The 26784-nt window shown below is 62.6% G+C and carries 23 protein-coding genes and 1 tRNA gene; 22 read left to right on the top strand and 2 right to left on the bottom strand.

Annotation, left to right across the window (positions count from 1 at the left end):
* The first annotated feature begins 47 nt into the window (after positions 1-47).
* Both KYC_RS01355 and greA read left to right on the top strand, forming a co-directional pair.
* Positions 48-1358, top strand: a complete 1311-nt coding sequence (locus tag KYC_RS01355; RefSeq protein ID WP_008158058.1) for a solute carrier family 23 protein — start codon at positions 48-50, stop codon at positions 1356-1358.
* Positions 1359-1667: 309 nt separating this feature from the next.
* Positions 1668-2144 (top strand): transcription elongation factor GreA, encoded by a 477-nt coding sequence (greA, locus tag KYC_RS01350; RefSeq protein WP_008158056.1) that lies wholly within the window; start codon positions 1668-1670, stop codon positions 2142-2144.
* A 130-nt stretch (positions 2145-2274) separates the two neighbouring features.
* On the opposite strand, the gene KYC_RS01345 is transcribed toward greA, so the two are convergent.
* Positions 2275-2877 carry a YhbY family RNA-binding protein gene (locus KYC_RS01345; RefSeq protein WP_043517241.1) on the bottom strand — a complete coding sequence of 201 codons (603 nt, stop codon included), beginning with the start codon at positions 2875-2877 and terminating at the stop codon, positions 2275-2277.
* Between the two features lie 18 nt (positions 2878-2895).
* Between KYC_RS01345 and KYC_RS01340 the strand changes: the two genes are divergently transcribed.
* From KYC_RS01340 to KYC_RS01320, 5 genes are all read left to right on the top strand, one after another.
* Positions 2896-3528, top strand: coding sequence for an RlmE family RNA methyltransferase (locus tag KYC_RS01340; RefSeq protein ID WP_008158052.1), 633 nt, complete (start codon positions 2896-2898; stop codon positions 3526-3528).
* A gap of 218 nt (positions 3529-3746) precedes the next feature.
* Positions 3747-5636, top strand: coding sequence for an ATP-dependent zinc metalloprotease FtsH (ftsH, locus tag KYC_RS01335; RefSeq protein ID WP_008158051.1), 1890 nt, complete (start codon positions 3747-3749; stop codon positions 5634-5636).
* A gap of 18 nt (positions 5637-5654) precedes the next feature.
* Positions 5655-6500, top strand: a complete 846-nt coding sequence (folP, locus tag KYC_RS01330) for a dihydropteroate synthase (protein WP_008158049.1) — start codon at positions 5655-5657, stop codon at positions 6498-6500.
* Entirely contained in the window at positions 6497-7840 is a 1344-nt protein-coding gene (glmM, locus tag KYC_RS01325; protein ID WP_008158047.1) for a phosphoglucosamine mutase, read from the top strand. The genes folP and glmM overlap by 4 nt, the downstream gene beginning before the upstream one ends.
* Positions 7841-8055: 215 nt before the next feature.
* On the top strand, positions 8056-8862 hold the full coding sequence (locus tag KYC_RS01320) for a GNAT family N-acetyltransferase (protein WP_008158046.1): 807 nt from the start codon (positions 8056-8058) through the stop codon (positions 8860-8862).
* A gap of 165 nt (positions 8863-9027) precedes the next feature.
* Here KYC_RS01320 and ppx read toward each other — a convergent pair whose 3' ends face one another.
* Positions 9028-10515, bottom strand: a complete 1488-nt coding sequence (gene ppx / locus KYC_RS01315) for an exopolyphosphatase (RefSeq protein WP_008158044.1) — start codon at positions 10513-10515, stop codon at positions 9028-9030.
* Between the two features lie 218 nt (positions 10516-10733).
* On the opposite strand from ppx, the gene ppk1 reads away from it, so the two are divergent.
* The 15 genes from ppk1 to KYC_RS01245 all read left to right on the top strand — a co-directional run bounded on the left by ppk1 (position 10734) and on the right by KYC_RS01245 (position 26757).
* Positions 10734-12806, top strand: a complete 2073-nt coding sequence (gene ppk1 / locus KYC_RS01310; protein ID WP_043517240.1) for a polyphosphate kinase 1 — start codon at positions 10734-10736, stop codon at positions 12804-12806.
* A gap of 355 nt (positions 12807-13161) precedes the next feature.
* Positions 13162-14202 carry a phosphate ABC transporter substrate-binding protein PstS gene (gene pstS, locus KYC_RS01305; RefSeq protein WP_008158040.1) on the top strand — a complete coding sequence of 347 codons (1041 nt, stop codon included), beginning with the start codon at positions 13162-13164 and terminating at the stop codon, positions 14200-14202.
* Positions 14203-14303: 101 nt separating this feature from the next.
* Positions 14304-15320 carry a phosphate ABC transporter permease subunit PstC gene (gene pstC / locus KYC_RS01300; RefSeq protein ID WP_008158038.1) on the top strand — a complete coding sequence of 339 codons (1017 nt, stop codon included), beginning with the start codon at positions 14304-14306 and terminating at the stop codon, positions 15318-15320.
* Between the two features lie 26 nt (positions 15321-15346).
* Positions 15347-16201 (top strand): phosphate ABC transporter permease PstA, encoded by an 855-nt coding sequence (gene pstA, locus KYC_RS01295; protein WP_008158036.1) that lies wholly within the window; start codon positions 15347-15349, stop codon positions 16199-16201.
* A 53-nt stretch (positions 16202-16254) separates the two neighbouring features.
* Positions 16255-17031: a phosphate ABC transporter ATP-binding protein PstB gene (pstB, locus tag KYC_RS01290; RefSeq protein WP_008158034.1), complete on the top strand. Its 777-nt coding sequence runs from the start codon at positions 16255-16257 to the stop codon at positions 17029-17031.
* A 55-nt stretch (positions 17032-17086) separates the two neighbouring features.
* A tRNA-Pro gene (locus KYC_RS01285) sits at positions 17087-17163 on the top strand.
* A 420-nt stretch (positions 17164-17583) separates the two neighbouring features.
* Positions 17584-17796, top strand: coding sequence for a hypothetical protein (locus KYC_RS01280; protein ID WP_008158032.1), 213 nt, complete (start codon positions 17584-17586; stop codon positions 17794-17796).
* Positions 17797-18096: 300 nt separating this feature from the next.
* The gene (locus tag KYC_RS01275; RefSeq protein ID WP_139026485.1) at positions 18097-18552 is read left to right on the top strand and encodes a hypothetical protein; all 456 of its coding nucleotides are present in this window, start codon (positions 18097-18099) and stop codon (positions 18550-18552) included.
* 547 nt (positions 18553-19099) lie between these two features.
* Entirely contained in the window at positions 19100-20512 is a 1413-nt protein-coding gene (locus KYC_RS01270; protein WP_008158027.1) for an amino acid permease, read from the top strand.
* 13 nt (positions 20513-20525) lie between these two features.
* Positions 20526-20972, top strand: a complete 447-nt coding sequence (locus tag KYC_RS29395) for a hypothetical protein (protein WP_139026484.1) — start codon at positions 20526-20528, stop codon at positions 20970-20972.
* A gap of 11 nt (positions 20973-20983) precedes the next feature.
* Complete coding sequence (locus KYC_RS01265) at positions 20984-21514, top strand: fimbrial protein (RefSeq protein ID WP_008158025.1); 531 nt, start codon at positions 20984-20986, stop codon at positions 21512-21514.
* Between the two features lie 203 nt (positions 21515-21717).
* Positions 21718-22260: a fimbrial protein gene (locus tag KYC_RS28525; protein WP_081477965.1), complete on the top strand. Its 543-nt coding sequence runs from the start codon at positions 21718-21720 to the stop codon at positions 22258-22260.
* A gap of 98 nt (positions 22261-22358) precedes the next feature.
* Complete coding sequence (locus tag KYC_RS01255) at positions 22359-23099, top strand: fimbrial biogenesis chaperone (protein ID WP_008158022.1); 741 nt, start codon at positions 22359-22361, stop codon at positions 23097-23099.
* Positions 23096-25597 carry a fimbria/pilus outer membrane usher protein gene (locus KYC_RS01250; protein ID WP_238531867.1) on the top strand — a complete coding sequence of 834 codons (2502 nt, stop codon included), beginning with the start codon at positions 23096-23098 and terminating at the stop codon, positions 25595-25597. The genes KYC_RS01255 and KYC_RS01250 overlap by 4 nt, the downstream gene beginning before the upstream one ends.
* Complete coding sequence (locus tag KYC_RS01245; protein ID WP_008158018.1) at positions 25588-26757, top strand: fimbrial protein; 1170 nt, start codon at positions 25588-25590, stop codon at positions 26755-26757. Before KYC_RS01250 ends, KYC_RS01245 begins: the two co-directional genes overlap by 10 nt.
* The last annotated feature ends 27 nt before the right edge of the window (positions 26758-26784 follow it).

Genomic DNA, 26784 nt, shown 5'->3' with positions numbered 1-26784 from the left:
CCCGCTCGCAGTCTGAATCCATTATTCGAATCTCCTCCGGGGAATCCATGTCCAACTCCTACTTTCCGCGCTGGCGCCTGGCGGACGACGCCGAGCCTGGCGTCATCATCGCGCCCGATGAACGGCTGTCCTGGCCCAAGAACGTGGCAATGGGCGCCCAGCACGTGGTCGCGATGTTCGGCTCGACGGTCCTGGCGCCGCTGCTCATGGGCTTTGACCCGAACGTCGCCATCCTGATGTCGGGTATCGGCACCCTGATCTTCTTCCTGTTCGTCGGCGGCCGGGTGCCCAGCTACCTGGGTTCCAGCTTCGCCTTCATCGGTGGGGTGATCGCGGTTACCGGCTACGCCGGCGCCGGGCCCAATGCCAATATCGGCGTGGCGCTGGGCGCCATCATCGCCTGCGGCCTGGCTTACACGCTGATCGGCGTGATCGTCTGGATCGTCAACGCGCGCGCCGGGGGCGGGGCCAACTGGATCGACACGCTCATGCCGCCGGTCGTTACCGGCGCCGTGGTGGCCGTGATCGGGCTGAACCTCGCGCCCATCGCCGCCAAGGGCGCCATGGGTTCGTCCGGTTTCGACAGCGTGATGGCGATCGTCACCATCGTGTGCGTGGGCGGTATCGCCGTCTATACGCGCGGCATGGTGCAGCGCCTGCTGATCCTGGTCGGCTTGATCCTGGCCTGCGTGGTGTACGCGGTCTTGGCCAACGGACTGGGCCTGGGCAAGCCCATCGACTTCACTGCGGTGTCGGCCGCCGCGTGGATCGGCCTGCCGCATTTCGCCGCGCCGGTCTTCAAGGCGGAGGCCATGGGCCTGATCGTGCCGGTCGCCATCATCCTGGTCGCCGAGAACCTGGGCCACGTGAAGGCCGTCAGCGCCATGACCGGCCAGGACCTGGACCGCTACCTGGGCCGCGCCTTCGTCGGCGACGGCGTCGCGACCATGGTGTCGGGCGCCGTGGGCGGAACCGGCGTCACGACCTACGCCGAGAACATCGGCGTCATGGCGGTCACCCGCATCTACTCGACGCTGGTCTTCGTCATCGCCGCCCTGATTGCCATTGTCCTGGGCTTCTCCCCCAAGTTTGGCGCCCTGATCCAGACCATCCCCGCGCCGGTCCTGGGCGGCATGTCCGTGGTGGTGTTCGGCCTGATCGCCATCGCGGGCGCGCGCATCTGGGTGGTCAACCAGGTGGACTTCAGCGACAACCGCAACCTGATCGTGGCGGCCGTGACGCTGGTGCTGGGCGCCGGCGACTTCACCGTCAAGCTGGGCAACTTCACGCTGGGCGGCATCGGCACCGCCACGTTCGGCGCCATCATCCTGTACGCCCTGCTGCGCCGCAGGAAATAACGGCTGGACCCTTCCGGGATGCGCTGCGCGTCACGCGCATCCCGGAATGGGCGAAATCCCCGTTTCTAGCGGGTTACAGCGGCGAAATGCGCCGAAAAGGCCGTTTTCTCCGATGGCTTGCAATTCCCGCGGACTTTGACCACAATATGACTTTGATTGCCCCGGTTCCGACCCGAGCCGGGGTTTTGTTTTGGTCGTCCGCGCCGCTTGCCCTCTGATTCAAGCATTGAACGGCAAGCGCGCCCGTCTTGCGACCTTCACCGAGAACGCTCCTTCGGGGCGTTTTTCTACTTTTGTTTGGGAAACGACATGTCTGCCATTCCTTTGACCGTGCGCGGGGCCGAGCGCTTGCAAGAAGAGCTCCAGCGGCTGAAAACCGTGGAACGTCCTGCCGTGATTAACGCCATCGCTGAGGCTCGCGCGCAGGGTGATCTGTCGGAAAACGCCGAATACGATGCTGCTCGCGAGCGCCAGGGCTTTATCGAGGGCCGGATTGCCGAGCTTGAAGGCACGCTTTCCAATGCCCACATCATCGACCCGTCCTCCCTCGAGGCCGAAGGGCGCGCCGTGTTTGGCGCCACCGTCGACATCGAAGACCTGGATTCGGGCGATCGCGTGACCTACCAAATCGTCGGCGACGTTGAAGCCGATATCAAGTCGAACCTGATTTCCGTGTCCAGCCCCGTGGCTCGCGCGCTGATCGGCAAAAGTGAAGGCGATGTCGTCGAGGTCATGGCCCCGGCTGGCGTTCGCGAATATGAAGTCCTGGGCGTGCGTTACATCTGACGCAATCGCCTTTAGCAGTAAAAAAGTCAAAACACCGTAGTCCGAACCCAGCGTTCGTCGGAATTCCGCGGTAAATTGCGGGTCGCTATGGTGGACCGGGCGCGTAAAGCGCCCGTTTTTGTGCCTGGTCTTACCTTTTGGTTGCCTTGCGGCTGGTGCCGCTGCGAGCCCCGGCCCGCAGGCTGAGGGCGCTGCCGGCGCGGCGGGGAATGCCATGGCCGCCCGAGGCTGCGCGCTTGCTGGTGGGACGCATCGGCTTGCCGTTCTTATTGAGCTCGTCCTGGGGCACGTAGCGCTTCTTGGCCGGCTTGGGCTCTTCGGCCTCACTGCGGCGCGGGCGCTTGGCCACGGATTTGCCTTCGGCGGCCAGCTTCTTGGGCGTGTAGGGCTCGGAAGCGCGGCGCTTTGCCGGACGCTCGGGCTCCATGGCGGCCACGGCGGCGGGCTTGATGTTGCCGGCCAGGGGGCGGAAAAGAATCAGGGTCTTGCCCAGATGGTGCACGGGAGCGCAGGATAGCGTGTCGCAGATGGTCGACAGCATTGCGTCGCGGGCTTCGCGGTCGTCGCCGCCGGCGCGCACCTTGATGAGGCCGTGCGAAGACAGCGCCAGGTCGATTTCCTTGAGCACGGCTTCGGTCAGGCCGTTGTCGCCGATCAGGACGACAGGGCGCAGAGGGTGAGCGGCGGACCGAAGGTCGCTGCGCTCACGAGAGGTAAGTTCTAATATAGGCATGCGTGGAATTGTACGGTAATGGCCAAGAATAAATTCTCCAAAGACTGGATTCACCAGCACATCAATGATCCCTATGTGAAGCTGGCGCAACAGAAGGGCTATCGCGCCCGCGCCGCTTTCAAGCTGATCGAGATCCTGGACACCGAAAAGCTGATGCGCCGGGGCGACCTGGTCATTGACCTGGGCTCGGCGCCCGGAAGCTGGTCGCAGGTCGCCCGCGAGCGCCTGGCGGGGCCGGGCGGTATCGTGGACGGCCGCATCATTGCGCTGGACCTGCTCCCCATGGAGCCGGTGGCCGGGGTCGAATTCATCCAGGGCGACTTCCGCGAAGATGAAGTTTTGAAACAATTGGAAGAAATGGTCGGATCTCGCGCCGTGGACCTTGTTATTTCCGACATGGCCCCCAACTTGTCAGGCGTGGGTATTGCCGATGCCGCGCGCATCCAGCATGTCTGCGAATTGGCAATGGAATTTTCCTGCGCCCACCTCAAGCCCAACGGGGCGCTGATCGTCAAGGCATTCCACGGCACTGGCTTTTCGCAGATCGTCGAATCCTTCAAGCGGCGCTTCAAGCGGGTGGTCGAACGCAAGCCGAAGGCATCCAGGGATAAATCCTCTGAAACCTTTCTGGTGGCGCGCGATCTGAAGTAACCCCCCGTCCAGGGCATGTCGCCCTGGGCCCGGAAAAAAACCACCGGCCTGCCGAGACAACGACCAGAAAACTCAAGAATCAAATGTAATTAAATGGGCCCCCGGACTGCCAGGACGCAACTCGGTCCGACAGGGTAGAATGGGCTATTGACATACTTGTGACTGTGCCATACGCGGGTGCGCAGTCGCCGGTCGGAATCGAAAGCAGGAGATCGACCTTGAATAATTCATTTTCCAAAGTCGCTGTCTGGATGGTGATAGCCCTTGTGCTGTTCACCGTCTTCAAGCAGTTCGACGGACGTGCTCAGACCCAGGACGGCGTGACCTACACGCAGTTCATGGACGATGCCAAGGCGGGACGTATCCGCAAGGTCGACGTTCAAGGCGACGTGCTGTACGTCACCCCTGACGCAGGCCGCGCCTACACGCTGACCTCTCCTGGCGACCTCTGGATGGTCTCCGACCTGCTCAAGTACGGCGTGCAGGTTTCGGGCAAGCCGCGCGAAGAGCAGTCGCTGCTCATGAGCATCTTCGTGTCGTGGTTCCCCATGCTGCTGCTGATCGGCGTGTGGGTGTTCTTCATGCGCCAGATGCAGGGCGGCGGCAGGGGCGGCGCCTTCAGTTTCGGCAAATCCCGCGCCCGGATGCTCGACGAGAACACCAACCAGATCACTTTCGCCGACGTCGCGGGCTGCGATGAAGCCAAGGAAGACGTCCAGGAGCTGGTCGATTTCCTGCGCGATCCCAGCAAGTTCCAGAAGCTGGGCGGCCGCATTCCGCGCGGCGTGCTGATGGTCGGTTCGCCCGGCACCGGCAAGACGCTGCTGGCCAAGGCCATCGCCGGCGAAGCCAAGGTTCCCTTCTTCAGCATCTCGGGTTCGGACTTCGTTGAAATGTTCGTCGGTGTGGGCGCTGCCCGCGTCCGCGACATGTTCGAAAACGCCAAGAAGCACGCTCCCTGCATCATCTTCATCGACGAAATCGACGCAGTCGGCCGCCAGCGCGGCGCCGGCCTGGGCGGCGGCAACGACGAACGCGAGCAGACGCTGAACCAGATGCTGGTGGAAATGGACGGCTTCGAGTCCGGCCAGGGTGTGATCGTCATCGCCGCGACCAACCGTCCCGACGTGCTCGATCCGGCGCTGCTGCGTCCGGGCCGCTTCGACCGCCAGGTCGTGGTGCCGCTGCCCGATATCCGCGGCCGCGAGCAGATCCTGAAGGTCCACATGCGCAAGGTTCCGCTGTCGCCCAACGTCGACGCGACCGTCCTGGCGCGCGGCTGCCCCGGCTTCTCGGGCGCCGACCTGGCCAACCTGGTCAACGAAGCCGCGCTGTTCGCCGCGCGCCGCAATGGCCGCACGGTGGATATGTCCGACTTCGAAAAGGCCAAGGACAAGATCATCATGGGCGCCGAGCGCCGCTCCATCGTCATGCCCGAAGAGGAACGCAAGAACACCGCGTACCATGAATCCGGCCACGCGATCGTTGCGCGCCTGCTGCCCAAGACCGACCCGGTCCACAAGGTCACGATCATCCCGCGCGGCCGTGCGCTGGGCGTGACGATGCAGTTGCCCGAAACCGACCGCTACAGCATGGACAAGGGCCGTCTGCTGTCCACGATCGCCGTGCTGTTCGGCGGCCGCATCGCCGAAGAGCTGTTCATGGACCAGATGACGACTGGCGCGTCGAATGACTTTGAACGCGCCACCGCCATCGCCCGCGACATCGTCACGCGCTACGGCATGACCGACGAACTGGGTCCCATGGTCTACGCCGAAAACGAAGGCGAAGTCTTCCTGGGCCGCAGCGTCACCAAGACGACCCACATGTCCGAAGCCACCATGCAGAAGGTGGACACCGAGATCCGCCGCATCATCGACGAGCAGTACGGCGTTGCGCGCAAGATCCTGGAAGACAACCGCGACAAGGTCGAAGTGATGACTGCCGCGCTGCTCGAATGGGAAACCATCGACTCCGACCAGATCAACGACATCATCGAGGGCCGCCCCCCGCGTCCCCCCAAGACGCCGCAAGGCCCGTCGGATACGTCCGACACGCCGCCGACCACTGGCCTGGCTGCAGGCGGCAATACGGCAGCTGCGGTCTGAGGTTGCCAGTTCTGGTTTATGGCAATTAACTTTCATTGCGGGCGCTTCGAGTTGGATCTCGAGCGCCCGCTTGTCATGGGCATCGTCAACGTCACGCCGGATTCCTTTTCCGACGGCGGCCAGCACGACGATACCGATTCCGCGGTGGCGCATGCGCGTCAATTGATCGAAGAAGGCGCCCAGATCCTGGACCTGGGCGGCGAATCCACGCGGCCCGGGGCCGATCCCGTCTCCGTCGCGGACGAACTGGCCCGGCTGCTGCCGGTGGTGGAAGCGCTGCGGGACTGCGGCGTACCGCTGTCCATCGACACCTTCAAGCCGGAAGTCATGCGCGCCACGCTGGACGCCGGCGCGGACATGATCAACGACATATATGGCTTCAGGCAGCCGGGTGCGATCGAGGCGGTGTCTCAGTCGCGCTGCGGCCTGTGCGTGATGCATATGAAGGGCGAGCCTCGCACCATGCAGGCCGCCCCGCCCGAGTACACCGACCTGATCGGTGAAATCGGCCTGTTTCTGGGGGCGCGCGCGCAAAAGCTGCGCGCGGCCTGGATAGATCCTCGCCGCATCGTGCTTGACCCAGGCTTTGGCTTTGGCAAGACTGGCGACCAGAACTTTCAACTGCTGCGCCGGCTGTCCAGCCTGCGCAGCACCGGTTATCCATTGCTGATCGGCCTGTCGCGCAAAACCATGATCGGCCAGGCCACCGGCCGGCCCGTGGGCGACCGGCTGCCCGGCAGCATTGCCGCTGCCCTTGCCTGCGTAGCGCGTGGCGCCTCCATCGTGCGCGTGCACGATGTTGCCGCCACGGTGGATGCGCTTAAGGTATGGCATGCGGCTGAACAAGGAGCAATCAGTTCATGATTCGACGCAAATATTTCGGCACCGACGGCGTCCGCGGTGAAGTGGGCGGTCCGGTGATCAATGCCGAGTTCGCCCTGCGCCTGGGTTACGCGGCTGGCCGCGTGCTGGCGCGCGAGCACGCCGTGCGCGGCGGCAGCCGCCCGCAGGTGGTTATCGGCAAGGACACCCGGATCTCGGGCTATATGCTGGAATCTGCGCTGGAAGCGGGCCTGTCCGCCGCCGGCATCGACGTGTTGCTGGCCGGTCCGATCCCGACTCCCGCCGTGGCCTACCTGACCCGCGCACTGCGCCTGGTGGCCGGCATTGTGATCAGCGCGTCGCACAACCCCTACCAGGACAACGGCATCAAGTTCTTCTCGGCGCAGGGCATGAAGCTGGCCGACGAGATCGAGGCCGACATCGAGGCCGCGCTGGACGAGCCCCTGGGTTGCGTCAGCTCGGAAGGGCTGGGCAGGGCGCGCCGCATGGGCGACGCCCAGGGCCGCTACATCGAATTCTGCAAGAGCACGTTCCCGAACGACCTGGACCTGAACGGCATGAAGATCGTGGTGGACGCCGCCCACGGCGCCGCCTACAACATCGCCCCGCACGTGTTCCGCGAACTGGGCGCCGACGTCCACGCGATCGGCGTGCACCCGGACGGCTTCAATATCAACAAGGGCGTGGGCGCACTGCATCCCGAACTGCTGGCCAAGGAAGTGAAGGCCCGCGGCGCGCAGCTGGGCATTGCGCTGGACGGCGATGCCGACCGCCTGCAGATGGTGGACGGCGAAGGCCGCATCTACAACGGCGACGAACTCATGTACGCCATCGTGCGCGAGCGCATGCAGCGTGGCAAGGTCGAAGGGGTGGTGGGCACGCTCATGACCAACTTCGGCTTCGAACGCGAAATGAAGCGCCTGGGCGTGGGCTTCGACCGCGCTAACGTGGGCGACCGCTACGTGCTGGAGCAGATGCAGTCCCGCGGCTGGCTGTACGGCGGCGAGAGCTCGGGCCATCTGCTGTGCCTGGACTGCCATTCCACCGGCGATGGCATCGTTGCCGCGTTGCAGGTCCTGACGGCGCTGCGCCGCAATGCCGCGTCGCTGGCCGACTGGGTGCGCGACCTGCGCATGTATCCGCAGAAGATGATCAACGTGCCGCTGACCCCAGGTCAGGACTGGAAGACGCACGCCGGCCTGACGGCGGCCCGCAAGGCCGTTGAAGCCGACCTGGACGGCAGGGGCCGGATTCTTATCCGGGCATCGGGCACCGAGCCCAAGCTGCGTCTCATGGTGGAAGCCGAAGATGAAGCCCTGGCAACAGTTTCCGCGGAAAAGCTTGCAGCAAGCCTAGGGTAAACCCTGAATTCGTTTTAATATAAAGGCCACGCGTCGACAAACGATGCGTGGCCTTTGTACATCTGGGTCCTGCATTCATTTGTCATATTTTGTCGTGATTCACCAAAAGTGGATTGGTTGGCCCCGAACTAAACTTCATAGTCACGTAACATATTGGTCAAGTCATTGACATACAGGGCGTCCACACTGGCTGGACTCTCTAGGAGCTTCGCGCAATGCTGGAACTAGCACGCATCAATCCGACCCGTAATGCCGCTGAACCCTGGACGGGCACTGCCCCGAAGGTCCTGGCGGTCGGCCTGGCGCGCACGGCAGAGGAAATCGAGCAGATACAACGTCTGCGCTACGACGTCTTCACCGAGGACATGGGCGCGGTATTTCCCGATGCCCACGATGGCATCGAACAGGATCGCTTCGACCCCTATTGCGAACACCTCATGGTTCGCGAGCTCGACACCGACCGCGTGGTCGGCACCTACCGCATCCTGACGCCGGAAAAGGCGCGCGAGGCGGGCGGCTACTACTCGCAATCCGAATTCGACCTGTCCGGCCTGGGCGCCATCCGCGACGAAATCGTTGAAGTCGGCCGCTCCTGCACACACGCCGACTACCGCGGCGGCGCGGTCATCATGCTGCTGTGGTCGGGCCTGGCCGAATACCTGCGCCGCGGCGGATATGAGTACGTCCTGGGCTGCGCCAGCGTCAGCCTGCGCGACGACGGCGTGACCGCCGCCGAAGTGTGGCGCACCGTCGCCAAGCACATGCCGCAGGGCGACGATCCCCGGGTCGTGCCGCTGCACCGCTATCCGGTTGAAAAGCTCAACAGCACGCTGCCGGCACGGGTTCCGCCGCTGATCAAGGGCTATCTGAAGCTGGGCGCCAAGGTCTGTGGCGAACCCGCATGGGACCCGGATTTCAATGCTGCCGACTTTCCGGTGCTGCTGAAGATGGGGCGCATGGACGAGCGCTACCGCCGCCATTTCGGCCTGGACCAGCCGGCCGTGGCCAACAGCCAGCGCTGACTGCCATGCGCCGCCTGCTCCGCCGGATGACCATCAGATTGATACGGCGGGCGACCCGGCCGCTGCGCATGGAGCTCCGCCAACTGGAGCGCGAAACCGACCTGTCGCCGTTCTAGGCGCCAGGCCGGCGGCCAGGAAGGGCGGCGTCGCCGCCCTCTGGCTCTGTCAGAACTCCAGCAGTTCGAACGAAAACCCCACCTTGTTCCATTCGGCTTCTTCCGCGCGCAGCGTGAAGTCGCTGAGCGGGTGCTGCGCCAGCCATTTGCGGTCGACGCGCACCACGATGGAGTTGTCGCGCACCGATGCCGTCAGCGGCAGCGGTTCGATCTCGCCGCGGCGGCGGAACAGCAGCGCCGCCAGGCGCAGGCTGAGTATGGCCTTCCATTGCGGGCGGCTGCGCACCAGCGGCTCGAGCTTGCTCAGTTTGCCTTGGTGCCCCAGCGCCAGCAGCGCCAGCAGTTGCTGGTCTGCGCGCGAGAAACCCGGCATGTCCGCGTTTTCCAGCACGTACGCGGTGTGCTTGTGATACGCGTTGTGCGCGATGGACAGGCCCACTTCGTGCAGGTCCGCCGCCCAGCCCAGGGCGGGGCGCAATTCGGCGCGCTCCTGGCCTTCCGGGAACATGGAGTCGAACAGGCTCAGCGCGGCGTGGCGCACGCGGCGCGCCTGGTTGGCGTCGACGTGGTAGCGCTTCATGAACTGGCGCACCGATTCATCGCGCTTGTCGTGCTCGTCGTCGCGGCCCAGCAGGTCGTACAGCACACCCAGCCGCAGGGCGCCGTCGCCCGTGTGCATGACGTCGATGCCCAGTTCGTCGAAGAGCGCGCTCATGATGGCCAGGCCGCCGGGCAGCACGTCGGCGCGCTCGATCTTGATGCCGGGCAATTCGGACGGGATGACCCGGCCCGAACGCACGATCCGGTCTTTCAGCTTGGTCAGTCCGACGCGCGTGATGCCGCGGTCGGAATACCCGCCTTCGGTCAGGATGGCGAACAGCGCCTTGGCAGTGCCCGAGGAGCCGTAGGCTTCTTTCCAGCCCATCTTGCGGTATTGCTTGGCGATGACTTCGATTTCGCGGCGGGCGGCCAGTTCGGCCTGCTTCATCTGGTGGGCATCGACGACGCCGTCCGAGAAGAACTGGCGGCTGTAGCTGACGCACCCCATGTATAGCGATGACATCAGGCCGGGCTCGTGGCCCTTGCCGATGATGACCTCGGTGGACCCGCCGCCGATGTCGATGACCAGCCGCTTGTTGGGGGAGGGGGGCAGGGTGTGCACCACGCCCGAGAAAATCAGCCGGGCTTCTTCGCGGCCGGCGATGACTTCGATGGGAAAGCCCAGCGCCGCCTCCGCCCGGGGCAGGAAGTCGCGGGTGTTGCGCGCGACGCGGAATGTGTTGGTGGCGACTGCCCGGACCCGGTTGGGGTGGAAACTGCGCAGGCGCTCGCCGAATCGTTCCAGTACGGCGATGGCGCGGTCGATGGCGTCGTCGCCAAGCCGTTTTTCTGCGTCCAGGCCGGCGGCGAGCCGGACGGTTTCCTTGAGGCGGTCGATCTGGTAGATCTGGGGCGTACCGTCCTGTTGAACGATGCGCCCGATGGAGAGGCGAAAGCTGTTGGACCCGAGGTCCACCGCGGCCAGAAGTTGATCCATGCGGCTCGTAATATTGGCTGTGAGGTGGAACGATTATAGAGACCCCATGTGACAACGCCTTCCGCTACGGGTTTTTGCTTACGGAACAGGCGCTTGGAAGCGCCGATAGCATGCTCCATGTGTCCCGTATTTGACGTACCCTAGTGAATGGACGCTGTCATAGAACCGTCACTATTTTGCAGTAAAACTTCACGCTCTCCTTTCGTATGGAATTCGGTATGCCCACACGCCCGCCTGGCGAGCCTCTGCTCATGAATCGCGAATTGTCGCTGCTCAAATTCAACGAACGCGTGCTGGCGATGGCGGAAAATCCGAAGACACCGCTCCTGGAAAGGCTGCGCTACGTTTGCATCGTCAGTTCCAATCTGGACGAGTTCTTCGAGATCCGGATTTCCAGTTTGAAAGAGCAGCAGCGCCAGTCTCCCAATCTGGTCGGATCCGACGGCATGACGCCGGACCAGGCGTTCGATTGCGTGCAGCAGGCGGTGCATGAACTGGTGGGGCGCCAGTACAACTTGCTCAATGACGAGATCCTGCCGGCCATGCATGCCGAGGGCATCTCGCTGCATCACGCGTCCGAATGGAATCCGCAGCAGCAGGAGTGGGCGCGCGACGTGTTCCACCGCGATGTCATGCCGCTCCTGACCCCGATCGGGCTGGATCCGGCACACCCGTTCCCGCGGGTCTACAACAAGAGCCTGAATTTCATCGTGTCGCTGTCCGGCGCCGACGCCTTTGGCCGCCAGGCGTCGATCGCCATCGTCCAGGCGCCGCGCGCCTTGCCGCGCCTGATCAAGATGCCGCAGGAACTCTCCGGCCAGCCGGACGGCTACATCCTGCTTACGTCACTGCTGCGGGCCTTCGTGGGCGAACTGTTCCCGGGCCTGGAAATGCTGGGCTGCTACCAGTGGCGGGTCACGCGCAACAGCGACCTGTTCGTGGACGAGGAAGAAGTCACCAACCTGCGCCATGCGCTGCAGGGCGAGCTTTCCCAGCGTAATTTCGGCGCGGCCGTCCGCCTTGAAATCGACAAGCTGACCCCGCCCGAACTCGAAACCTTCCTGCAGCGGGAATTCTCCCTCAAGCCCGACGACACCTACCGGGTGCCCGGGCCGGTCAACCTGTCGCGCCTGATGCAGCTGTGCAACACGGCCCGGCCGGACCTGCTGTTTCCCGACTACCGCGCGCCGGTGCCGGCGCCGTTCGACCGCGTGGGCGACAAGCCCGCCGAGCTGTTCGAGGCTGTCGCCGAGCGCGACTGCCTGCTGCATCATCCCTATCAGTCGTTCCAGCCCGTCATCGACTTCCTGACTGCGGCCGCCCTGGATCCCGACGTGATGGCCATCAAGCAGACCATCTACCGCACGGGCGAAGATTCCGAGCTGATGAAGATCCTGCTGGCGGCGGCGCGCGCCGGCAAGGAAGTGACGGTAGTGGTGGAGCTGATGGCGCGCTTTGACGAGCAGACCAACATCAACTGGGCCTCCAAGCTTGAAGAGGTGGGGGCGCATGTCGTTTATGGCGTGGTGGCGCACAAGACGCACGCCAAGATGGCCGTGGTGCTGCGCCGGGAAAAGGGGCGCCTGCGCCGCTACGCCCACCTGGGCACCGGCAACTATCACCCACGCACGGCGCGCCTGTACACCGATTTCGGGCTGCTGACCGCCGATCCGAAGCTGTGCGAGGACATGGACAAGGTGTTCGCGCAGTTGACCGGGCTGGGCGCCCGCCGGGCCCTCAAGTCGCTGATGCAGTCCCCCTTTACCCTGCACGAGGGCATGGTGTCGCTGATCCGCGCCGAGGCGCGCGCGGCCAAGGCGGGCAAGCGCTCGCGCATCATGGCCAAGATGAATTCGCTGCTGGAAGAGCAGATCATCGAGGAACTCTACAAGGCCAGCCAGGCGGGCGTGAAGATCGACCTGATCGTGCGCGGCGTCTGCGCGCTGCGCGCCGGCGTCCCCGGACTGTCCGAAAACATCCGCGTGCGCTCCATCGTCGGCCGCTTCCTGGAGCACTCCCGCGTCTTCTATTTCTATGCGGAAGGCGAGGAGACCGTGTACCTGTCGTCCGCCGACTGGATGGACCGCAATTTCTTCCGCCGCGTCGAAATCGCCTTCCCCATCTACGACAAGACGCTCAAAAAGCGCGTCATCGACGAGGCCTTCACCTACGCCCTGCGCGACAACCAGCTTGCCTGGCAGCAACAGCCGGACGGCGACTACGCCCGCGTCAAGAGCCGCCGCGAGCCCTTCAACCTGCATCAGTTCCTGATGCAGAAGCTGGGCGTGTAACGCCCAGGCAGAGGCTAGATCCGCCCCCAAATATTCGCCTCCTGCAACGGAGGCGAATCGCATTCAGGGCGAGAATAATCGCGCCAAAATTATCCGTCCCCGCTAACCCGCCACCGGCAAACGACAGCCTTCGAGGCACTCCCTCCCAAGCCAGACCGCGCGGATCCGGCTCCGCCGGTCCGTCACCGGCGCCCCCCTGGGGGTGAAGCGCGCAGCACTTCGGGGGGGATATGCCCTAGGAATATGACTGTCACTATCCTGTCACGTTGGGCTTCTAAGATGCGAGGGTCGCTGAAAGACAGGCAGTAACCAAAGCCTGCCAAAGACTCCTCTAACGAGCACAGAAGGAACCCAGATGTTCAAACGTGTCTTCAAGCAAGTTTCCCTGGGCGTCGCGCTGAGCGCCGCCGTGTTTGCCGTCCAGGCCGCCGATGTTACCGGCGCCGGTGCGTCGTTCCCGTACCCGATCTACGCCAAGTGGGCGTCCGACTACAAGGCCGCGACCAACAGCGCGGTGAACTACCAGTCCATCGGTTCGGGCGGCGGCCAGCAGCAGATCATCGCCAAGACGGTCGACTTCGGCGCCTCGGATGACCCGATGAAGGCAGCCGACCTGGAAAAGCACGGCCTCCTGCAGTTCCCCGCCGTGATCGGCGGCACCGTGGCCGTGGTGAATATCGACGGCGTCGAGCCGGGCAAGCTGAAGCTGTCGGGCAAGGTCCTGGCCGACATCTTCCTGGGCAAGATCAAGAAGTGGGACGACGCCGCCATCAAGGCGCTGAACCCCGACGTCAAGCTGCCGGCCGCCGACATCATCGTCGTGCACCGCTCGGACGGCTCGGGCACCACCTTCGGCTGGACGAACTACCTGTCCAAGGTGTCGCCTGACTGGAAGTCGCAAGTCGGTGAAGGCAAGGCCGTCAAGTGGCCCACCGGCCAGGGCGGCAAGGGCAACGAAGGCGTCGCCGCCTACGTCGGCCAGCTGAAGAACTCGATCGGCTACGTCGAATACGCCTACGCCAAGCAGAACAAGCTGGCCTGGACGCAACTGCAGAACAAGGACGGCAAGTTCGTCCAGCCCGAGCAGAAGGCATTCGCCGCCGCGGCAGCCAACGCCGACTGGAAGAGCGCGCCGGGCATGGGCGTGGTCCTGACCGACGAGCCGGGCGCCGATTCGTGGCCCGTCACCGCCGCCACCTTCATCCTGATCCACAAGTCGCAAGACAAGCCGGTTCAGGGCAAGGCGGTCCTGGACTTCTTCGACTGGACGTTCAAGAACGGCGCCAAGTCGGCTGAAGCCATGGACTACGTGCCGCTGCCGGAAGCTGTGACCAAGGAAATCCGCGCCGCTTGGGGCGAAGTGAAGTCCGCAGACGGCAAGGCTGTCTGGAAGTAAAGCGGGATCGTGCGGCCCCCGACGCCCAGTGGCGGACGGGGCCGCCGCCTGCATCATGACCTACCTGTTGTTCCCCCAGGTTTCCTAAGGAAAGTCCATCCATGAGCGCGGTAATGGATAATAGTGTGCCGCTTCCGCCCAGCGTGGCGGATTCCGTGACTACCGGCACGCCTTCGCCTATGAAGCAAAACAAAAACGCGCTGATGGATGCGCTGTTCAAGAATCTGACCCGCACGTTCGCCTTCCTGGTGTTCATACTGCTGGCGGCAATCCTTGTCTCCCTGATCTACGGCAGCCGCGAATCGCTGGCCAAATATGGCCTGTCGTTCCTGTGGCTCAACGATTGGGATCCCGTCAATTCCAATTACGGCGCCGTGGTGCCGATCATCGGCACGCTGCTGACTTCGGCTATCGCCCTGATCATCGCCGTCCCGGTGTCCTTCGGGATCGCCATCTTCCTGACCGAACTGTCGCCGACCTGGCTGCGCCGCCCGCTGGGCACCGCCGTCGAAATGCTGGCGGCCATTCCGTCCATCATCTACGGCATGTGGGGCCTGTTCGTCTTCGTGCCGGTGTTCCAGCAGTACGTGCAGCCCTTCCTGATCGCCACGCTGGGCAGCGTGCCCATCATTGGCGGACTGTTCGCGGGGCCGCCATTCGGCATCGGCATCTTCACCGCCGGCCTGATCCTGTCGATCATGATCATCCCGTTCATCGCGGCCGTGATGCGCGACGTGTTCGAGCTGGTGCCCGCGATGCTGAAGGAATCGGCTTACGGCCTCGGCAGCACCACCTGGGAAGTGATGTGGCGCGTGGTGCTGCCCTTTACCAAGTCGGGCGTCATCGGCGGCATCATGCTCGGCCTGGGCCGCGCCCTGGGCGAGACCATGGCCGTGACTTTCGTGATCGGCAACGCGTTCAAGTGGTCCGGCTCGCTGTTTTCCCCGGGCAACTCGATCGCCTCGGCGCTCGCCAACGAATTCAATGAGGCAGGCGGCATACAGAAGGCCGCGCTGCTGGAGCTGGGTCTGATCCTGTTCCTCATCACGACGATTGTGCTGGCCCTGGCCAAGGCGCTGCTGGTTCGCCTGTCCGCGGGTGAAGGCAAGAAAACCTGACGCGCCCGGAGCACAAGGAAAAGACCATGGCTGAATCCGTACTCAACATGCAGAACGGCATCTATCGCCGGCGCCGCGCGGTCAACCGCGTCATGCTCGCCATTTCGATGGGAACGCTGGCGTTCGGCCTGTTCTGGCTGTTCTGGATCATTCTGACGCTGCTGATGAAGGGTGCGCCGGCGCTGTCGTACACGCTCTTCACCGAAATCACGCCGCCGCCGGGACAGGGCGGGGGCCTGATCAACGCCATCGTCGGCAGTGTGATGATGGCGGGCGTGGGCACGCTTATCGGCACGCCGGTCGGCATCCTGGCCGGCACCTACCTGGCCGAATACGGCCACCGCGGCTGGCTGGCGCCGGCTACGCGCTTCCTGAACGACGTGCTGCTCTCGGCGCCGTCCATCATCATCGGTCTGTTCATCTACGCCGTGTACGTGGCGCAGGTCGGGCATTACTCCGGCTGGGCCGGCGCGGTCGCGCTGTCCATCCTGGTGATTCCGGTGGTGGTGCGCACCACCGACAACATGCTGATGCTGGTGCCCAACAGCCTGCGCGAGGCCGCGGCCGCGCTGGGCTGCCCGAAATGGCGCATGATCACCCTGGTGTGCTATCGCGCCGCCAAGTCCGGCATCATCACCGGCGTGCTGCTGGCGATCGCCCGGATTTCTGGCGAAACCGCGCCGCTGCTGTTCACAGCGCTGTCCAACCAGTTCATGTCCTGGAACATGAACGCGCCGATGGCCAACCTGCCGGTCGTCATCTACCAATACGCCGCCAGCCCCTTCAAGGACTGGAACAACCTGGCCTGGGCCGGCGCCACGCTGATTACGTTGCTGGTGCTGGGCATCAACATCATTGCCCGCAACATGTTCCGCAAGTAAAGAAAAGATCGCTTTGCCGGCGCGCTGGTCGCGCCGGAGCCAAGGGAAACCCAATGGAAAACACCGCTACCGCCGTCAAGAACAAGATCGAGGTCAAGAACCTGAACTTCTACTACGGCAAGTTCCACGCGATCCGCAACGTGAACATGTCGATCCAGGAGAAGAAGGTCACCGCCTTCATCGGCCCGTCGGGCTGCGGCAAGTCGACGCTGCTGCGCACGTTCAACCGCATGTTCGAGCTGTACCCCGGCCAGCGCGCCGAGGGCGAAATCATCCTGGACGGCGAGAACCTGCTGACGGCCAAGACCGACATCTCCCTGATCCGCGCCAAGATCGGCATGGTCTTCCAGAAGCCCACGCCGTTCCCCATGAGCATCTACGACAACATCGCCTTCGGCGTGCGCCTGTTCGAGCGCCTGTCCAAAGGCGAGATGGACGAGCGCGTGGAATGGGCCCTGAGCAAGGCGGCGCTGTGGAACGAAGTGAAGGACAAGCTGCACCAGAACGGCAACAGCCTGTCCGGCGGCCAGCAACAGCGCCTGTGCATCGCCCGCGGCGTCGCGATCAAGCCGGAAGTGCTGCTGCTGGATGAACCGTGCTCGGCGCTGGACCCGATTTCCACGGCCAAGATCGAAGAGCTGATCGCCGAACTGAAGAACGACTACACCGTCGTCATCGTGACGCACAACATGCAACAGGCGGCGCGCTGCTCGGACTTCACGGCGTACATGTATCTGGGTGAACTGATGGAATTCGGCCAGACCGACCAGATCTTCGTGAAGCCCTCGCGCAAGGAAACGGAAGACTACATCACGGGCCGCTTCGGCTGATCCCTAAACAATCTTTCGCGGCTTTCGCCCGGATTCTGGTATAGTTCCCACCCTTCGGGGCGTAGCGCAGCCTGGTAGCGCATCTGCTTTGGGAGCAGAGGGTCGTGAGTTCGAATCCCACCGCCCCGACCAATAAGTCAAAGGCCGTTAGTGATACTGATCACTAACGGCCTTTTCAATTTGTGCGCAATGCGGGGCGGATGAGCGGCTGTTGGAGCGGAGTATTAGGAAGAACGTTGAGTGCTTGAAGAGCTATTTGCAGACGCAGGAAGTGCATCGCGAATGCTTGCCAGAAGCGCGCCGCCCTGGCCAATCCATCCAAAGGCCGTTAGTGACCATGTTCACTAACGGCCTTTGTGTTTTTTGGAGCTGCCGGTGGCGGGCTCCGTGGATTTCGTACTAATCACGGGGAGCAGGTGGGCCCTTCTTCGAACTTCATTGATAGTCAGCCATTTGTCAGAACGGCTTTACAAAACACTATATGGTTTGGCTTCTGCATGAGACGCGCCATGCGTGTGGATCATGGGTGCGCAACGATGAACGGAGAAAGTGATGGAGCTTCTTGGCGTGCAATGGTCTTTACGTACGGCCTCCGAGTTTTGGTCTGTGCTTGCAATCAACCTAGTTGTTGCGGTCATTATTTTCGGGGGGCATCAGATACTCAGAAAAATTCAGGGCAAGAACTGGACGAGACAGCTCAATCCCATCGTTTTCACGCTGCTGCTTACCGTGTCGATTGTCGTCGGGGATTGGGTGGATGAATGAATTTTTTGTTAAAGGAAGAATAACGAGAGAACTGACGTTACGAGCCTGTGAGGAGGTGGGGGCGGTAACGGTCCAATAGGCGCCGGCAGCGGCGCGGTGACGGTTGCAGCGACCTATATGGGCACGGCCATCGGCAGCGGCACAGGTTCGGGGCTGTCCAACAAACCTGGTGGACAGAGCTTTATCGGTATCTGATTCTGTGCAGGAGCAATGATGGGAAAACGGTCGGTACTGTCAAAGTTGTGGCTTAGTTTTATCTTCGCATTGGGCCTTTGCGGCAGCTCATTTGCAGACGAATTCTTGACCCAGCAACAGTTGTCTAGCCCCGAGGCTGTTGCCAAATGGCTTCAGGACAATCCGGAAGGGAGAGACAGAAAAGTTGCCGAATTTTTCTTTCAAGAGGGCACGAGATACAAGCAGCGCAAATACTGGTCCGCCGCTGCTAAGTCGTTTGGTGAAAGTGCCATTCGCTATCCTGGCCCGCATGTCTTGGATGAATATGTCACGTCTAACTTAAAGATGTTGGGGGAAATTCGGGGGCAGCGTGGGGGCACACAGCTTGGGGTCAATGGCGACATGAACAACGCGATGGGACAGTATCAATCCGCACTGGCTGCAGACGAGATACTTCACTCCCTGTCGCCGGAAGAAGCAACGCGGGTTAGGAAGAACATCGAGTGCTTGAAGCGCTATTTGCATACGCAGGAAGTGCATCGCGACTGCCAGCCGATGAAGTTCTATGGGCTAACGCCTTGACCTGATACGGCAATCGCGCCGCCCTGGCCAATCCATCCAAAGGCCGTTAGTGACCATGTTCACTAACGGCCTTTGTGTTTTTGGCGTTTTCGGCAACGGGCTGGAGATCAGCCTTCAACGCATCGTTCGTCCCGCTCTCGGTCGGCCCGGCGCTCTGGATCACTGATCCATCCTCGGGGCTTCACCGTCCTCAGTTCTCAGCGCGTCCCCATTTGCCGCACGCGCACTCAATAAATATTTCAAATATGTCGGTCGCGGCTTGCCTTGCCTTACCGTGCGCAGCGCTGGCCTGGAGCAATTGTCCCGATGCTGCCGATCACAAATATGCATGTTCCGAAAGAGCAAACATCGGGATCTCTCGCTTGATGTTTCCCGCTTCTATTTGAACGTTGTTTGGTAAGCGCTATTCGTAATCTTTCTACATACGCGCGGTGTCCGGACATCTACAGTTGCGCCACGGTGAGATCGTGGCCGTCTGCGGAAATTCGATGAAACACGTGATCTTCAGCATTGAAGATCACGCCGGCCTCCAGAGTCCAAAGAAGCGATGAGTATCAGCAGCATTATCCTCCGAGAGGCGGGCCTGCCAGCCGTCCTAAGCGGTGGCCAGATGTCCATGGTCGCGTTCGGTACTGTCATCAGTTATGGCCTGGTATCGGGCAGCGCATTTCCGCTGTTTGCCGCTGGTCTCGCAGCGGTTCCGGCGTATTTGGCCGGGGCGCTAGTGGCGCTAGCGCTGATGGCCTGCTTGAGTCTCCTTGCCGCAAGATATCCCACTCCCGGCGCATTCGGTTCCTATGCAGAATCCCATCTGGGCCCCGCTGCGGGGTTCATGGTGCGCGCCGCATACTTCATTTCATTCGTCCTGATTATCGGGACGGAAGTATCTCTGCTTGCGCCGGTGGTCCGGGCCTGGGCGCCGCAGATCAATGCCGGTCTGATGCTGGCGACGGCGCTCGCAGGCATTGCCGCGGTAAACGTGCTCGGAGCACGATCCTTCGCGCGCTGCGAAGTCGCGCTTTCCGCTGCCAAGATTCTCGCTCTTGTTGCGCTTGTTGGCCTGGCTTTCCACTACGCCGTGTCCGGTGCCCAGATGCCGGCGCGCGCACCGGTTGATCTCTCCTTAGTGATTCAGAACGTGCCGTTCTCAGGCGTCTGGCAGGCATTCCTGCTTGCTGTGCTGGGCTTCGTCGGCATCGAGTCGCTGGCCATCGTGGCAGCCGAAACGAAGGCCACGGCCCAGGCGCTGCGGCGCGGCATGCGCCTTGCCTCGTTGGCAGTCGTGGGTCTGGCGCTTGCAGCGGTCACGGCGTCGGCGGCATTGGTCCACAGCGGCAAGGTATCCCTGTTTCAGCCCCCCTTTGCCACGCTGTTGGAACTGGCCGGCATGCCGTGGCCCAACACCCTGTTCCGGGTGCTGGTGGTGGTCACCGTGTTGTCTGTCTTGAACAGCCAGATGTATTGCGCGTCGCGAATGTTGTTCAGCCTGGCGCGCGCGGGGCAGGCGCCTGGCGTGCTTGGCCGATCCTCCGCCAGCGGTCCTGCGCGGGCCGTTATTGCGACGGCGGGCCTTTCATTAACGGTATTCCTGGTCAACGCGTGGTCCGCCGACGGGTTCCACACCATCGCGACCGCGGTCGCGACGACCGGTCTGCTGGGCGTGTGGTTCGCGATCTTCCTGACCTGCCTGCGCTACTGGCGCGGCCGTTACGTCCCGGCGGCGGACGGTTCCAAACCCAGGCGCTTGGGGGCCCTCACGGCGGGATGTTGCGCGGTCCTCATCGCTGCAATCGCAATGTCCACGATGGCCGTCGACGCATTTTCGTCCACGCTGCGCATCGGACTTCCTTTCCTGTTGCTTCTTTGGCTGGGCTACGTGGTGTTGACCCGGGCTCTCCAGTGGAAGCGGTCCCAACCCAGCGCGCCGGGCTCGCAGACCGCCTGTGCGCCTGTCAACTGACAAGGTGAATCGCATGAGCAAGCTGGGCATATGGGTCGACTACGAACGGAAGATCGTGTGCAACGAACTGCGCCGTCTCGACCTCATTTCCGTCCAAGACTGGGTGTACGACGCGACCCATTGCGCAAAGAAATTCTCCCCGACGAGTCATCTTGGTTATCGCGTCTGGGCTATCCCTTGTCTGCGGTTGATGCGCAAGCATCCGCCGCTGGCAAAAAGGCTTGCTGTGGTCGTTCGGTGGATGGTCGCCGACCTGAAGTACGAACTGGGCGTCAGCAAGCAGCCGCACCTTTTGGGACGCATCGTGCGCCGATGGGTGTTTTGGCCGGGAAACCGGCTGTTGGGCTGCCTTGCGCGTGTGGCGCGTATCCAGGCCGGAGCATCCACCTGTCGAATCCGCAAGCAAGCATCCGACGGAACTTCATCCGCCACTTCAGTTTTTTCCTTTCAACACAATTAGGTTTAAAAGCCATGAAAAAGCTCGTTCTCAACACCCTGATCGCCTCTACCCTGGTGGCCGTTGCCGGCATTGCATCCGCAGATACGGGCAACATTTCGTTCCAAGGCGAGATCACCACGTCGCCTTGCTCGATCGGCGGCGGCCAGCAAGGCTCCGATATGGTCGTCAGCATGGGCAGCATTTCCACCAACTACTTTGCGGCCGTCGGCGACAAGGGGCCGCAAAGCCCGTTCTCCATCGCGCTGCTTAATTGCGACACCGAGATAATGCATACCGCCGCGATCTCCTTCCGCGCCGGGGCTGGCAGTGTCGTCAATACCCGCCTGCTTGGCCTGGAAAACGGAAGCGGCGCGCAAGGCGTTGCCGTGGGCCTGGTCGACGAGCGCGGCAATGAGGTGGTCGTTGGTGGCGCCGGCGTCAGCTACACGTTGGCGGAAGGCACCAACATCATCAACTTCAAGGCGTTCTACGAATCCACGGCGGCGACGGTCACCGCTGGTCCGGCCAATGCCCGTGCGGTGTTCGAAGTTACCTATTCGTAATCTGCGCTAGTTGATGAGCAGCGGGCCGGAAGCGTCCGGCCCGCTGCACTGAACTCTATTCGCAATAACAAAAACATCGGCTCAATGCCCTGGCGGGATTTCCGCTGAACGCGAAGAGGCGGTCGCTGTCCTGGCGCTTTCTGTCAGGAATGTTTGCACTTATATGGCGCCTGCCGAGCTACGCAGGGGCGCTGGATGACTACATGAATATCAACATTGCAAATGCAAGTGTCGCGGCAGTGCTTCTGTCCGCGGCATGTGTTGCGCACGGCCAGACGGCAACCTTGAACATCACGGGGCGTATCACCGCCACGCCATGCTCCATATCGGTGAACGCGGTCGCCATGGGTGATGTGCCGATTTCGGAGTTCACGGCTTCAAGCACCCCGGCCTCGCAATACTGGAAGCCGTTCACGGTGACCCTGAATGCTTGCGACATCACCACGCTGCAGTCGGCGAACCTTAAGTTCAATGGCACCCTCGCGTATGGAAGCAACACTTCTCTTGCGTTGACGGCGGGCGCGGGAACCGCTACGGGATTCGGCGTACAGGTTCGCACGAATGACAGTGTGCATGGTTCGGGAATCACCGTGCGCATGGATGGCGGGGCGTCATATCCCTTCAATGTGAACTCGACGCAGAACACATTCACGTTCACGAGTCTTTATGTCAAGCCTGTAGGCGCCCCGGCGATGCGATCCGGAACGGCCAATGCCACCGCGACGATAACGCTGACGTACTCCTGATTCCCGTTTGCGCCCGTTCTGGCCGGCTTGCCTGGGCGCACGCCTTCTTCACTGCAAACTTTGGCGGGGTCGCTTTACGCGAGCCGCTAGACAGACTCATGAACAAATTCCTCAGAAATCTGCTCCCCGTTATCGCCGCGCTCGGGACGTTGGCGGCCGGTTCCGCGGAGGCGGCCGTGCAACTGTCCAGCACTCGCGTCATCTTCAACGAGAAGGACAAGAACGTATCTGTTTTCGCAAAAAACCATGGCGGTGATCCCTTTGTCGTCCAGGCATGGATCGACGGCGAGTCCGAGGAAATGGAAACGCCGTTCTTCGTGACCCCGCCCTTGAGCCGCTTCGATGGCGGCGCCGAGCGCAGCCTCAGCATCTCTCGCGTCGGCGCGGACCTTCCGGGCGACCGAGAGAGCTATTACTGGCTGAACGTGCTGGAGATTCCGCAAAAGAAGGCGGGCGCCAATGAAAACAGCCTGACGCTTGCCACGCGCACGCGCATCAAGCTCTTCTATCGTCCGGAAGCCATCCGGGAATCGCCGCGCGGCGCGTCATTGATGCAATGGTCGTGGGTGAAAGACGGCTCGGGTTGTCAGCTCGCGGCCAGGAATGCGTCGGTCTTCACCGTCAATTTCTCGGCGATCGAGGTGGCCGGCGAAGGCGGCGGGTTTGGACGCACTGTCGTGGCTAAGCCGCTAGCCACGACCAGGCTGCCGCTTGCCAAATGTCCGAATGGGACCTTGGCCGTGCGGGCGAAAGTCGTCAACGACTACGGTGTGGTGGAAGATTGGCCGGAGGCCTCCGCACAGTTTGAGGCAGAGGCTTCCGACGGGCGCAAACCGTGAAACAGAATCTGATCCGTACTGCCGTTGATGTATCGGCAGTCGCGATCCTGGCCGTAAGCGCCAGCTGCAGCATCGCGGCTGAGACAACCCAGGAAGCGGCCACATTCGACAGCAGCTTTTTGCACCAGAAGGCAGGTTCAACCGGTGTTGACCTGTCTGTGTTCGCATTCTCGAATCGCGTGCTTCCGGGCAGGAAGTCGGTACTTATCAGCTTGAATCGCCAGACCTTCGGTGTGCGTGAAATCGAATTCACCTCCCAAGAGGGCAAGGAAGACGCGCAGCCTTGTTTCACCGTGGCGCTGTTGAAGGAAATGGGAGTCAAGGTCGAGGCCTTTCCCGCGTTGCAGGATCTGGATCCGGCGAACTGCGCCGCCGTGTTGCGGGCTCTGCCGACGGCCGAAGCGCACTATGACCAGGACAAGAACGTACTGAACTTGTCCATTGCGCAGGCCGCTATGGACCGCAAGGCCCGTGGAGCCATTGCCCCCGAACTCTGGGACAACGGCACGACTGCATTCTGGTCCTCGTACCGCGTTTCCCATAACGCGGCCAGGTTCTCTGGTGAAGCGGGCGGCGGGGCCAGCAATTCCACCTTCGCGAGCTTCCGGAATGGATTCAATCTTGGCGCGTGGCGTCTGAGGGCCAATGGCAGCTACTACGGTAGCGCGGCGCGTTCCGAATGGGACCTGAGCGATTTGTACGCCGAGCGCGACATTGCGCGGTGGCGAGGCTGGCTGCGCGTGGGCGATAGCTCGACGCCCGGGAATATTTTCTATGCCTCGCGGTTCCGCGGAGTGCTCCTGCAATCCGACGATGGGATGCTGCCGGACAGCCAGCGCGGTTACGCGCCGGTGGTGCGGGGCGTAGCGCCCTCCAACGCCAAGGTCACCATCCGGCAGAACGGCTATGCGATCTACACGACCTTCGTGCCGGCGGGCCCTTTCGTTATCGACGACTTGTTCTCCACGCCGGGCGCCGGCGATCTCGAAGTGACGATTGAAGAACTGGGCGGCCGCACTACCCGCCTTTCCCAGCCGTTTTCGGCATTGCCCACGATGCTGCGCGAGGGAACGTGGAACTACAGCTTTGCTGTGGGCCAGCATCGCCAAGCCTATGTTGACGATCGTCCCTTGATGGCGCAGCTGACGTTGGCGCATGGCCTGCCGCTGGGCATGACTGCATATGGCGGGCTGACGAGCGCGCAGGGGGGATATCATGCAGGCGCCGCGGGCCTGGCCCTGAATCTCAGGGAACTGGGTGCGGTGTCTGCCGACGTAACGTCCTCGCGCACGCAAGCGGCGGATGGCGGGAAACTGGTGGGCGCCGCGGCGCGGATCCAGTACGCCAAGGCGTTTCCCGAAATGGGAACCGACCTGACGCTGGCTGGATACCGGTACAACTCCGACGGCTACCGGAGCCTGGATGAGGCGGTGCGGGAGCGCAGCGAGATCGGCCGCTTCAGGGGCTACGAGCGGATGCACGAGTACCAGCTGTGGCTATCCCAGCGCATCGGCAAGGCGAGCTCATTGTCGTTCAACTATTACGGCATTACTTATCGGAACGCGCCGCGCAATGCATCCTTTGCGCAGTTTTCCTTTTCCAGCGCGGTTGGGCAAGTGGGTTATGCGCTGAACTATGGCGTCAACACCAGCCCGTGGCAGAAGCGTCAGTCGACAGTCATGCTGACGCTCAGCCTGCCATTGGGCGGCAGGCACAACGCAAGCTACACCATGAGCCGCATCCAGGGCCAGGGGACCGCCCACGACGCCAACTTGAGCGGCGCGTTAACGGACGACTATGCCCTGACCTATGCGGTGCAGGCAGGCGTCGGCGGCGGCTCTCAGGGCGGCGGGCGGGGCTATGCCGCGGTGGGCTACGCGTCACCGGTGGGCCAGGCGAACCTGAGCCACGGCTATAACGCCGGGGCGTCCAACACAAACGTCGATTTCAGCGGCGCGGTGGTGGTCGACAGCAAGGGAGTGCTGTTTGGGCAGAACATCGGCGAAACAGCCGTCATCGTGGAGGCCCCCGGCGCCGCCAACCTGATCGTGGAGGCCTATCCGGGCGTCCGGACGAATAGCGCGGGCAGGGCGCTGGTGCCTTCAGCCACGCCTTACCGGGAAAACCGGATTTCGTTACGCCCCGATTTCGACAATATCGAAGCGATGCTCGGGCGGAACGTGGCGACGGTCGTTCCCACGCGCGGCGCGATCGTGGTCGCGAAATTCGAGACAGAACTGGGCCGGACGATTCTGGTGGTGCTCAAGAGTCCTACGGGCGCCACCATCCCGTTCGGTTCCGCCATCCACGAGGCCGATGGGAAGCAGCGGGGCATTGTTGGTCCCGTCGGCCGCGCCTGGCTGACCGGCCTGCAGGGGGTGAGCCGGTTTACCGTGAAGTGGGGCGGAGCCAGCGAGCAGCATTGTTCATTTGAAATCGACACTTCCGCGCAGGAGACTGGCGCTGATGAGGCGGGCAAGGAGCTGATATGCGCCTGAATGCAATGATTCCGGCTGCGACGCAAGGGGCGGGGCCACGGAGATCCTGCCGCGCGATTGCCGCGCTGTGCTGCGCAATGTTGGGCGTCATGGGCGCCGTTCAGGAGGTGTCGGCGGGGCCGCTGGATGGTCGGGCGGTCAGGTGTTCAGTCAACACCAACGGCGGGCGCGGACCCAGCGGAACATGGTACGACGCATTCACGAGCAATCAGCATTGGCTGCCGATCGGGCGGTCCTCGTGGGCGCCGACCGAGCCGAAAAGCCGTGGCGAAGTGCTGTTTGCAGCACAGACGTCGTTATACAGTTTGGACGGCGGGGCACAAGGGCAGGTCTCGCCGTTGTACAACTGTCCGCCCGGGGTCATGGAGCAATTCCAGGGCAACGGATCGCTGTTGTCCGGGTCCACAGATATCTACAAGACCAATATTCAGGGGATAGGCTATCGCGTCTACTACTACTACATCGACGCTAACGATAATCAGCTTGCGCCCGTAACGTACTCGAATCCTTATGCCTCCGGGGTGTTGGCGTTTCCGTTCGACTCCGACCGGTCGCGGGGCGCCATGGCGCGGATTGAATTCGTCGCCACCGGAGAAGAGATCGTCCCGGGCACATTAAGCACGGTGAATGTCTATGGCTCGACCACGGTGACGGGCGCGGGCGTGACGCTTCCCGCAGGCCTGTACCGGATAGGAGTCCTTGGCAACGTCGCGATTACGCGTCCGACCTGTGCGGTTACGAACACAGCAGCACTAAACCTGACGTTGCCGGATGCCACGATTGCTGCAGTGAAAGGCGGCAACGCCGGGTTCAAGTCCACCACGTTGCAGGTTCGCTGTACCGCCAAGGGAAGCGCCGCGCCCACCATGTCAATCTCCGGCACCACGATAAGCGGCTATCCCGCGACACTATCCAATGTGGACGCGTCCGGCACGCGCGCGACAGGCGTGGGAGTCAAGCTGTGGGTCTATGACGTTACGTCGGGTGTTTTTCGTGTACCCACCATGGGGTTGGCGGAGCGCAACCTGGGATCGGCGGTCGGCGCGCTTCCCACGACTGACTGGACGTATCAGGTCGGCGCCAGCTACCAGCAGGTGAACACCACCCTCACGGCGGGCCCTGTGCGTGCGACGGCGACTTTGACTTTCACCTATAGTTGAACAGAGGTATCCGGACATGCCGACTCC

This window comes from Achromobacter arsenitoxydans SY8, from assembly GCF_000236785.1.
Classification (GTDB): domain Bacteria; phylum Pseudomonadota; class Gammaproteobacteria; order Burkholderiales; family Burkholderiaceae_B; genus Achromobacter; species Achromobacter arsenitoxydans.
This window is presented reverse-complemented; position numbering and strand designations above follow the sequence as displayed.

What these genes read in the sequence shown, in the direction of transcription:
- KYC_RS01355 (WP_008158058.1), top strand. Translation starts at nt 48, where the DNA reads ATGTCCAACTCCTACTTTCCGCGCTGGCGCCTGGCGGACGACGCCGAG.
- greA (WP_008158056.1), top strand. Translation starts at nt 1,668, where the DNA reads ATGTCTGCCATTCCTTTGACCGTGCGCGGGGCCGAGCGCTTGCAAGAA.
- KYC_RS01345 (WP_043517241.1), bottom strand. Translation starts at nt 2,877, where the DNA reads ATGCCTATATTAGAACTTACCTCTCGTGAGCGCAGCGACCTTCGGTCC.
- KYC_RS01340 (WP_008158052.1), top strand. Translation starts at nt 2,896, where the DNA reads ATGGCCAAGAATAAATTCTCCAAAGACTGGATTCACCAGCACATCAAT.
- folP (WP_008158049.1), top strand. Translation starts at nt 5,655, where the DNA reads ATGGCAATTAACTTTCATTGCGGGCGCTTCGAGTTGGATCTCGAGCGC.
- glmM (WP_008158047.1), top strand. Translation starts at nt 6,497, where the DNA reads ATGATTCGACGCAAATATTTCGGCACCGACGGCGTCCGCGGTGAAGTG.
- KYC_RS01320 (WP_008158046.1), top strand. Translation starts at nt 8,056, where the DNA reads ATGCTGGAACTAGCACGCATCAATCCGACCCGTAATGCCGCTGAACCC.
- ppx (WP_008158044.1), bottom strand. Translation starts at nt 10,515, where the DNA reads ATGGATCAACTTCTGGCCGCGGTGGACCTCGGGTCCAACAGCTTTCGC.
- ppk1 (WP_043517240.1), top strand. Translation starts at nt 10,734, where the DNA reads ATGCCCACACGCCCGCCTGGCGAGCCTCTGCTCATGAATCGCGAATTG.
- pstS (WP_008158040.1), top strand. Translation starts at nt 13,162, where the DNA reads ATGTTCAAACGTGTCTTCAAGCAAGTTTCCCTGGGCGTCGCGCTGAGC.
- pstC (WP_008158038.1), top strand. Translation starts at nt 14,304, where the DNA reads ATGAGCGCGGTAATGGATAATAGTGTGCCGCTTCCGCCCAGCGTGGCG.
- pstA (WP_008158036.1), top strand. Translation starts at nt 15,347, where the DNA reads ATGGCTGAATCCGTACTCAACATGCAGAACGGCATCTATCGCCGGCGC.
- pstB (WP_008158034.1), top strand. Translation starts at nt 16,255, where the DNA reads ATGGAAAACACCGCTACCGCCGTCAAGAACAAGATCGAGGTCAAGAAC.
- KYC_RS01280 (WP_008158032.1), top strand. Translation starts at nt 17,584, where the DNA reads ATGGAGCTTCTTGGCGTGCAATGGTCTTTACGTACGGCCTCCGAGTTT.
- KYC_RS01270 (WP_008158027.1), top strand. Translation starts at nt 19,100, where the DNA reads ATGAGTATCAGCAGCATTATCCTCCGAGAGGCGGGCCTGCCAGCCGTC.
- KYC_RS29395 (WP_139026484.1), top strand. Translation starts at nt 20,526, where the DNA reads ATGAGCAAGCTGGGCATATGGGTCGACTACGAACGGAAGATCGTGTGC.
- KYC_RS01265 (WP_008158025.1), top strand. Translation starts at nt 20,984, where the DNA reads ATGAAAAAGCTCGTTCTCAACACCCTGATCGCCTCTACCCTGGTGGCC.
- KYC_RS28525 (WP_081477965.1), top strand. Translation starts at nt 21,718, where the DNA reads ATGAATATCAACATTGCAAATGCAAGTGTCGCGGCAGTGCTTCTGTCC.
- KYC_RS01255 (WP_008158022.1), top strand. Translation starts at nt 22,359, where the DNA reads ATGAACAAATTCCTCAGAAATCTGCTCCCCGTTATCGCCGCGCTCGGG.
- KYC_RS01245 (WP_008158018.1), top strand. Translation starts at nt 25,588, where the DNA reads ATGCGCCTGAATGCAATGATTCCGGCTGCGACGCAAGGGGCGGGGCCA.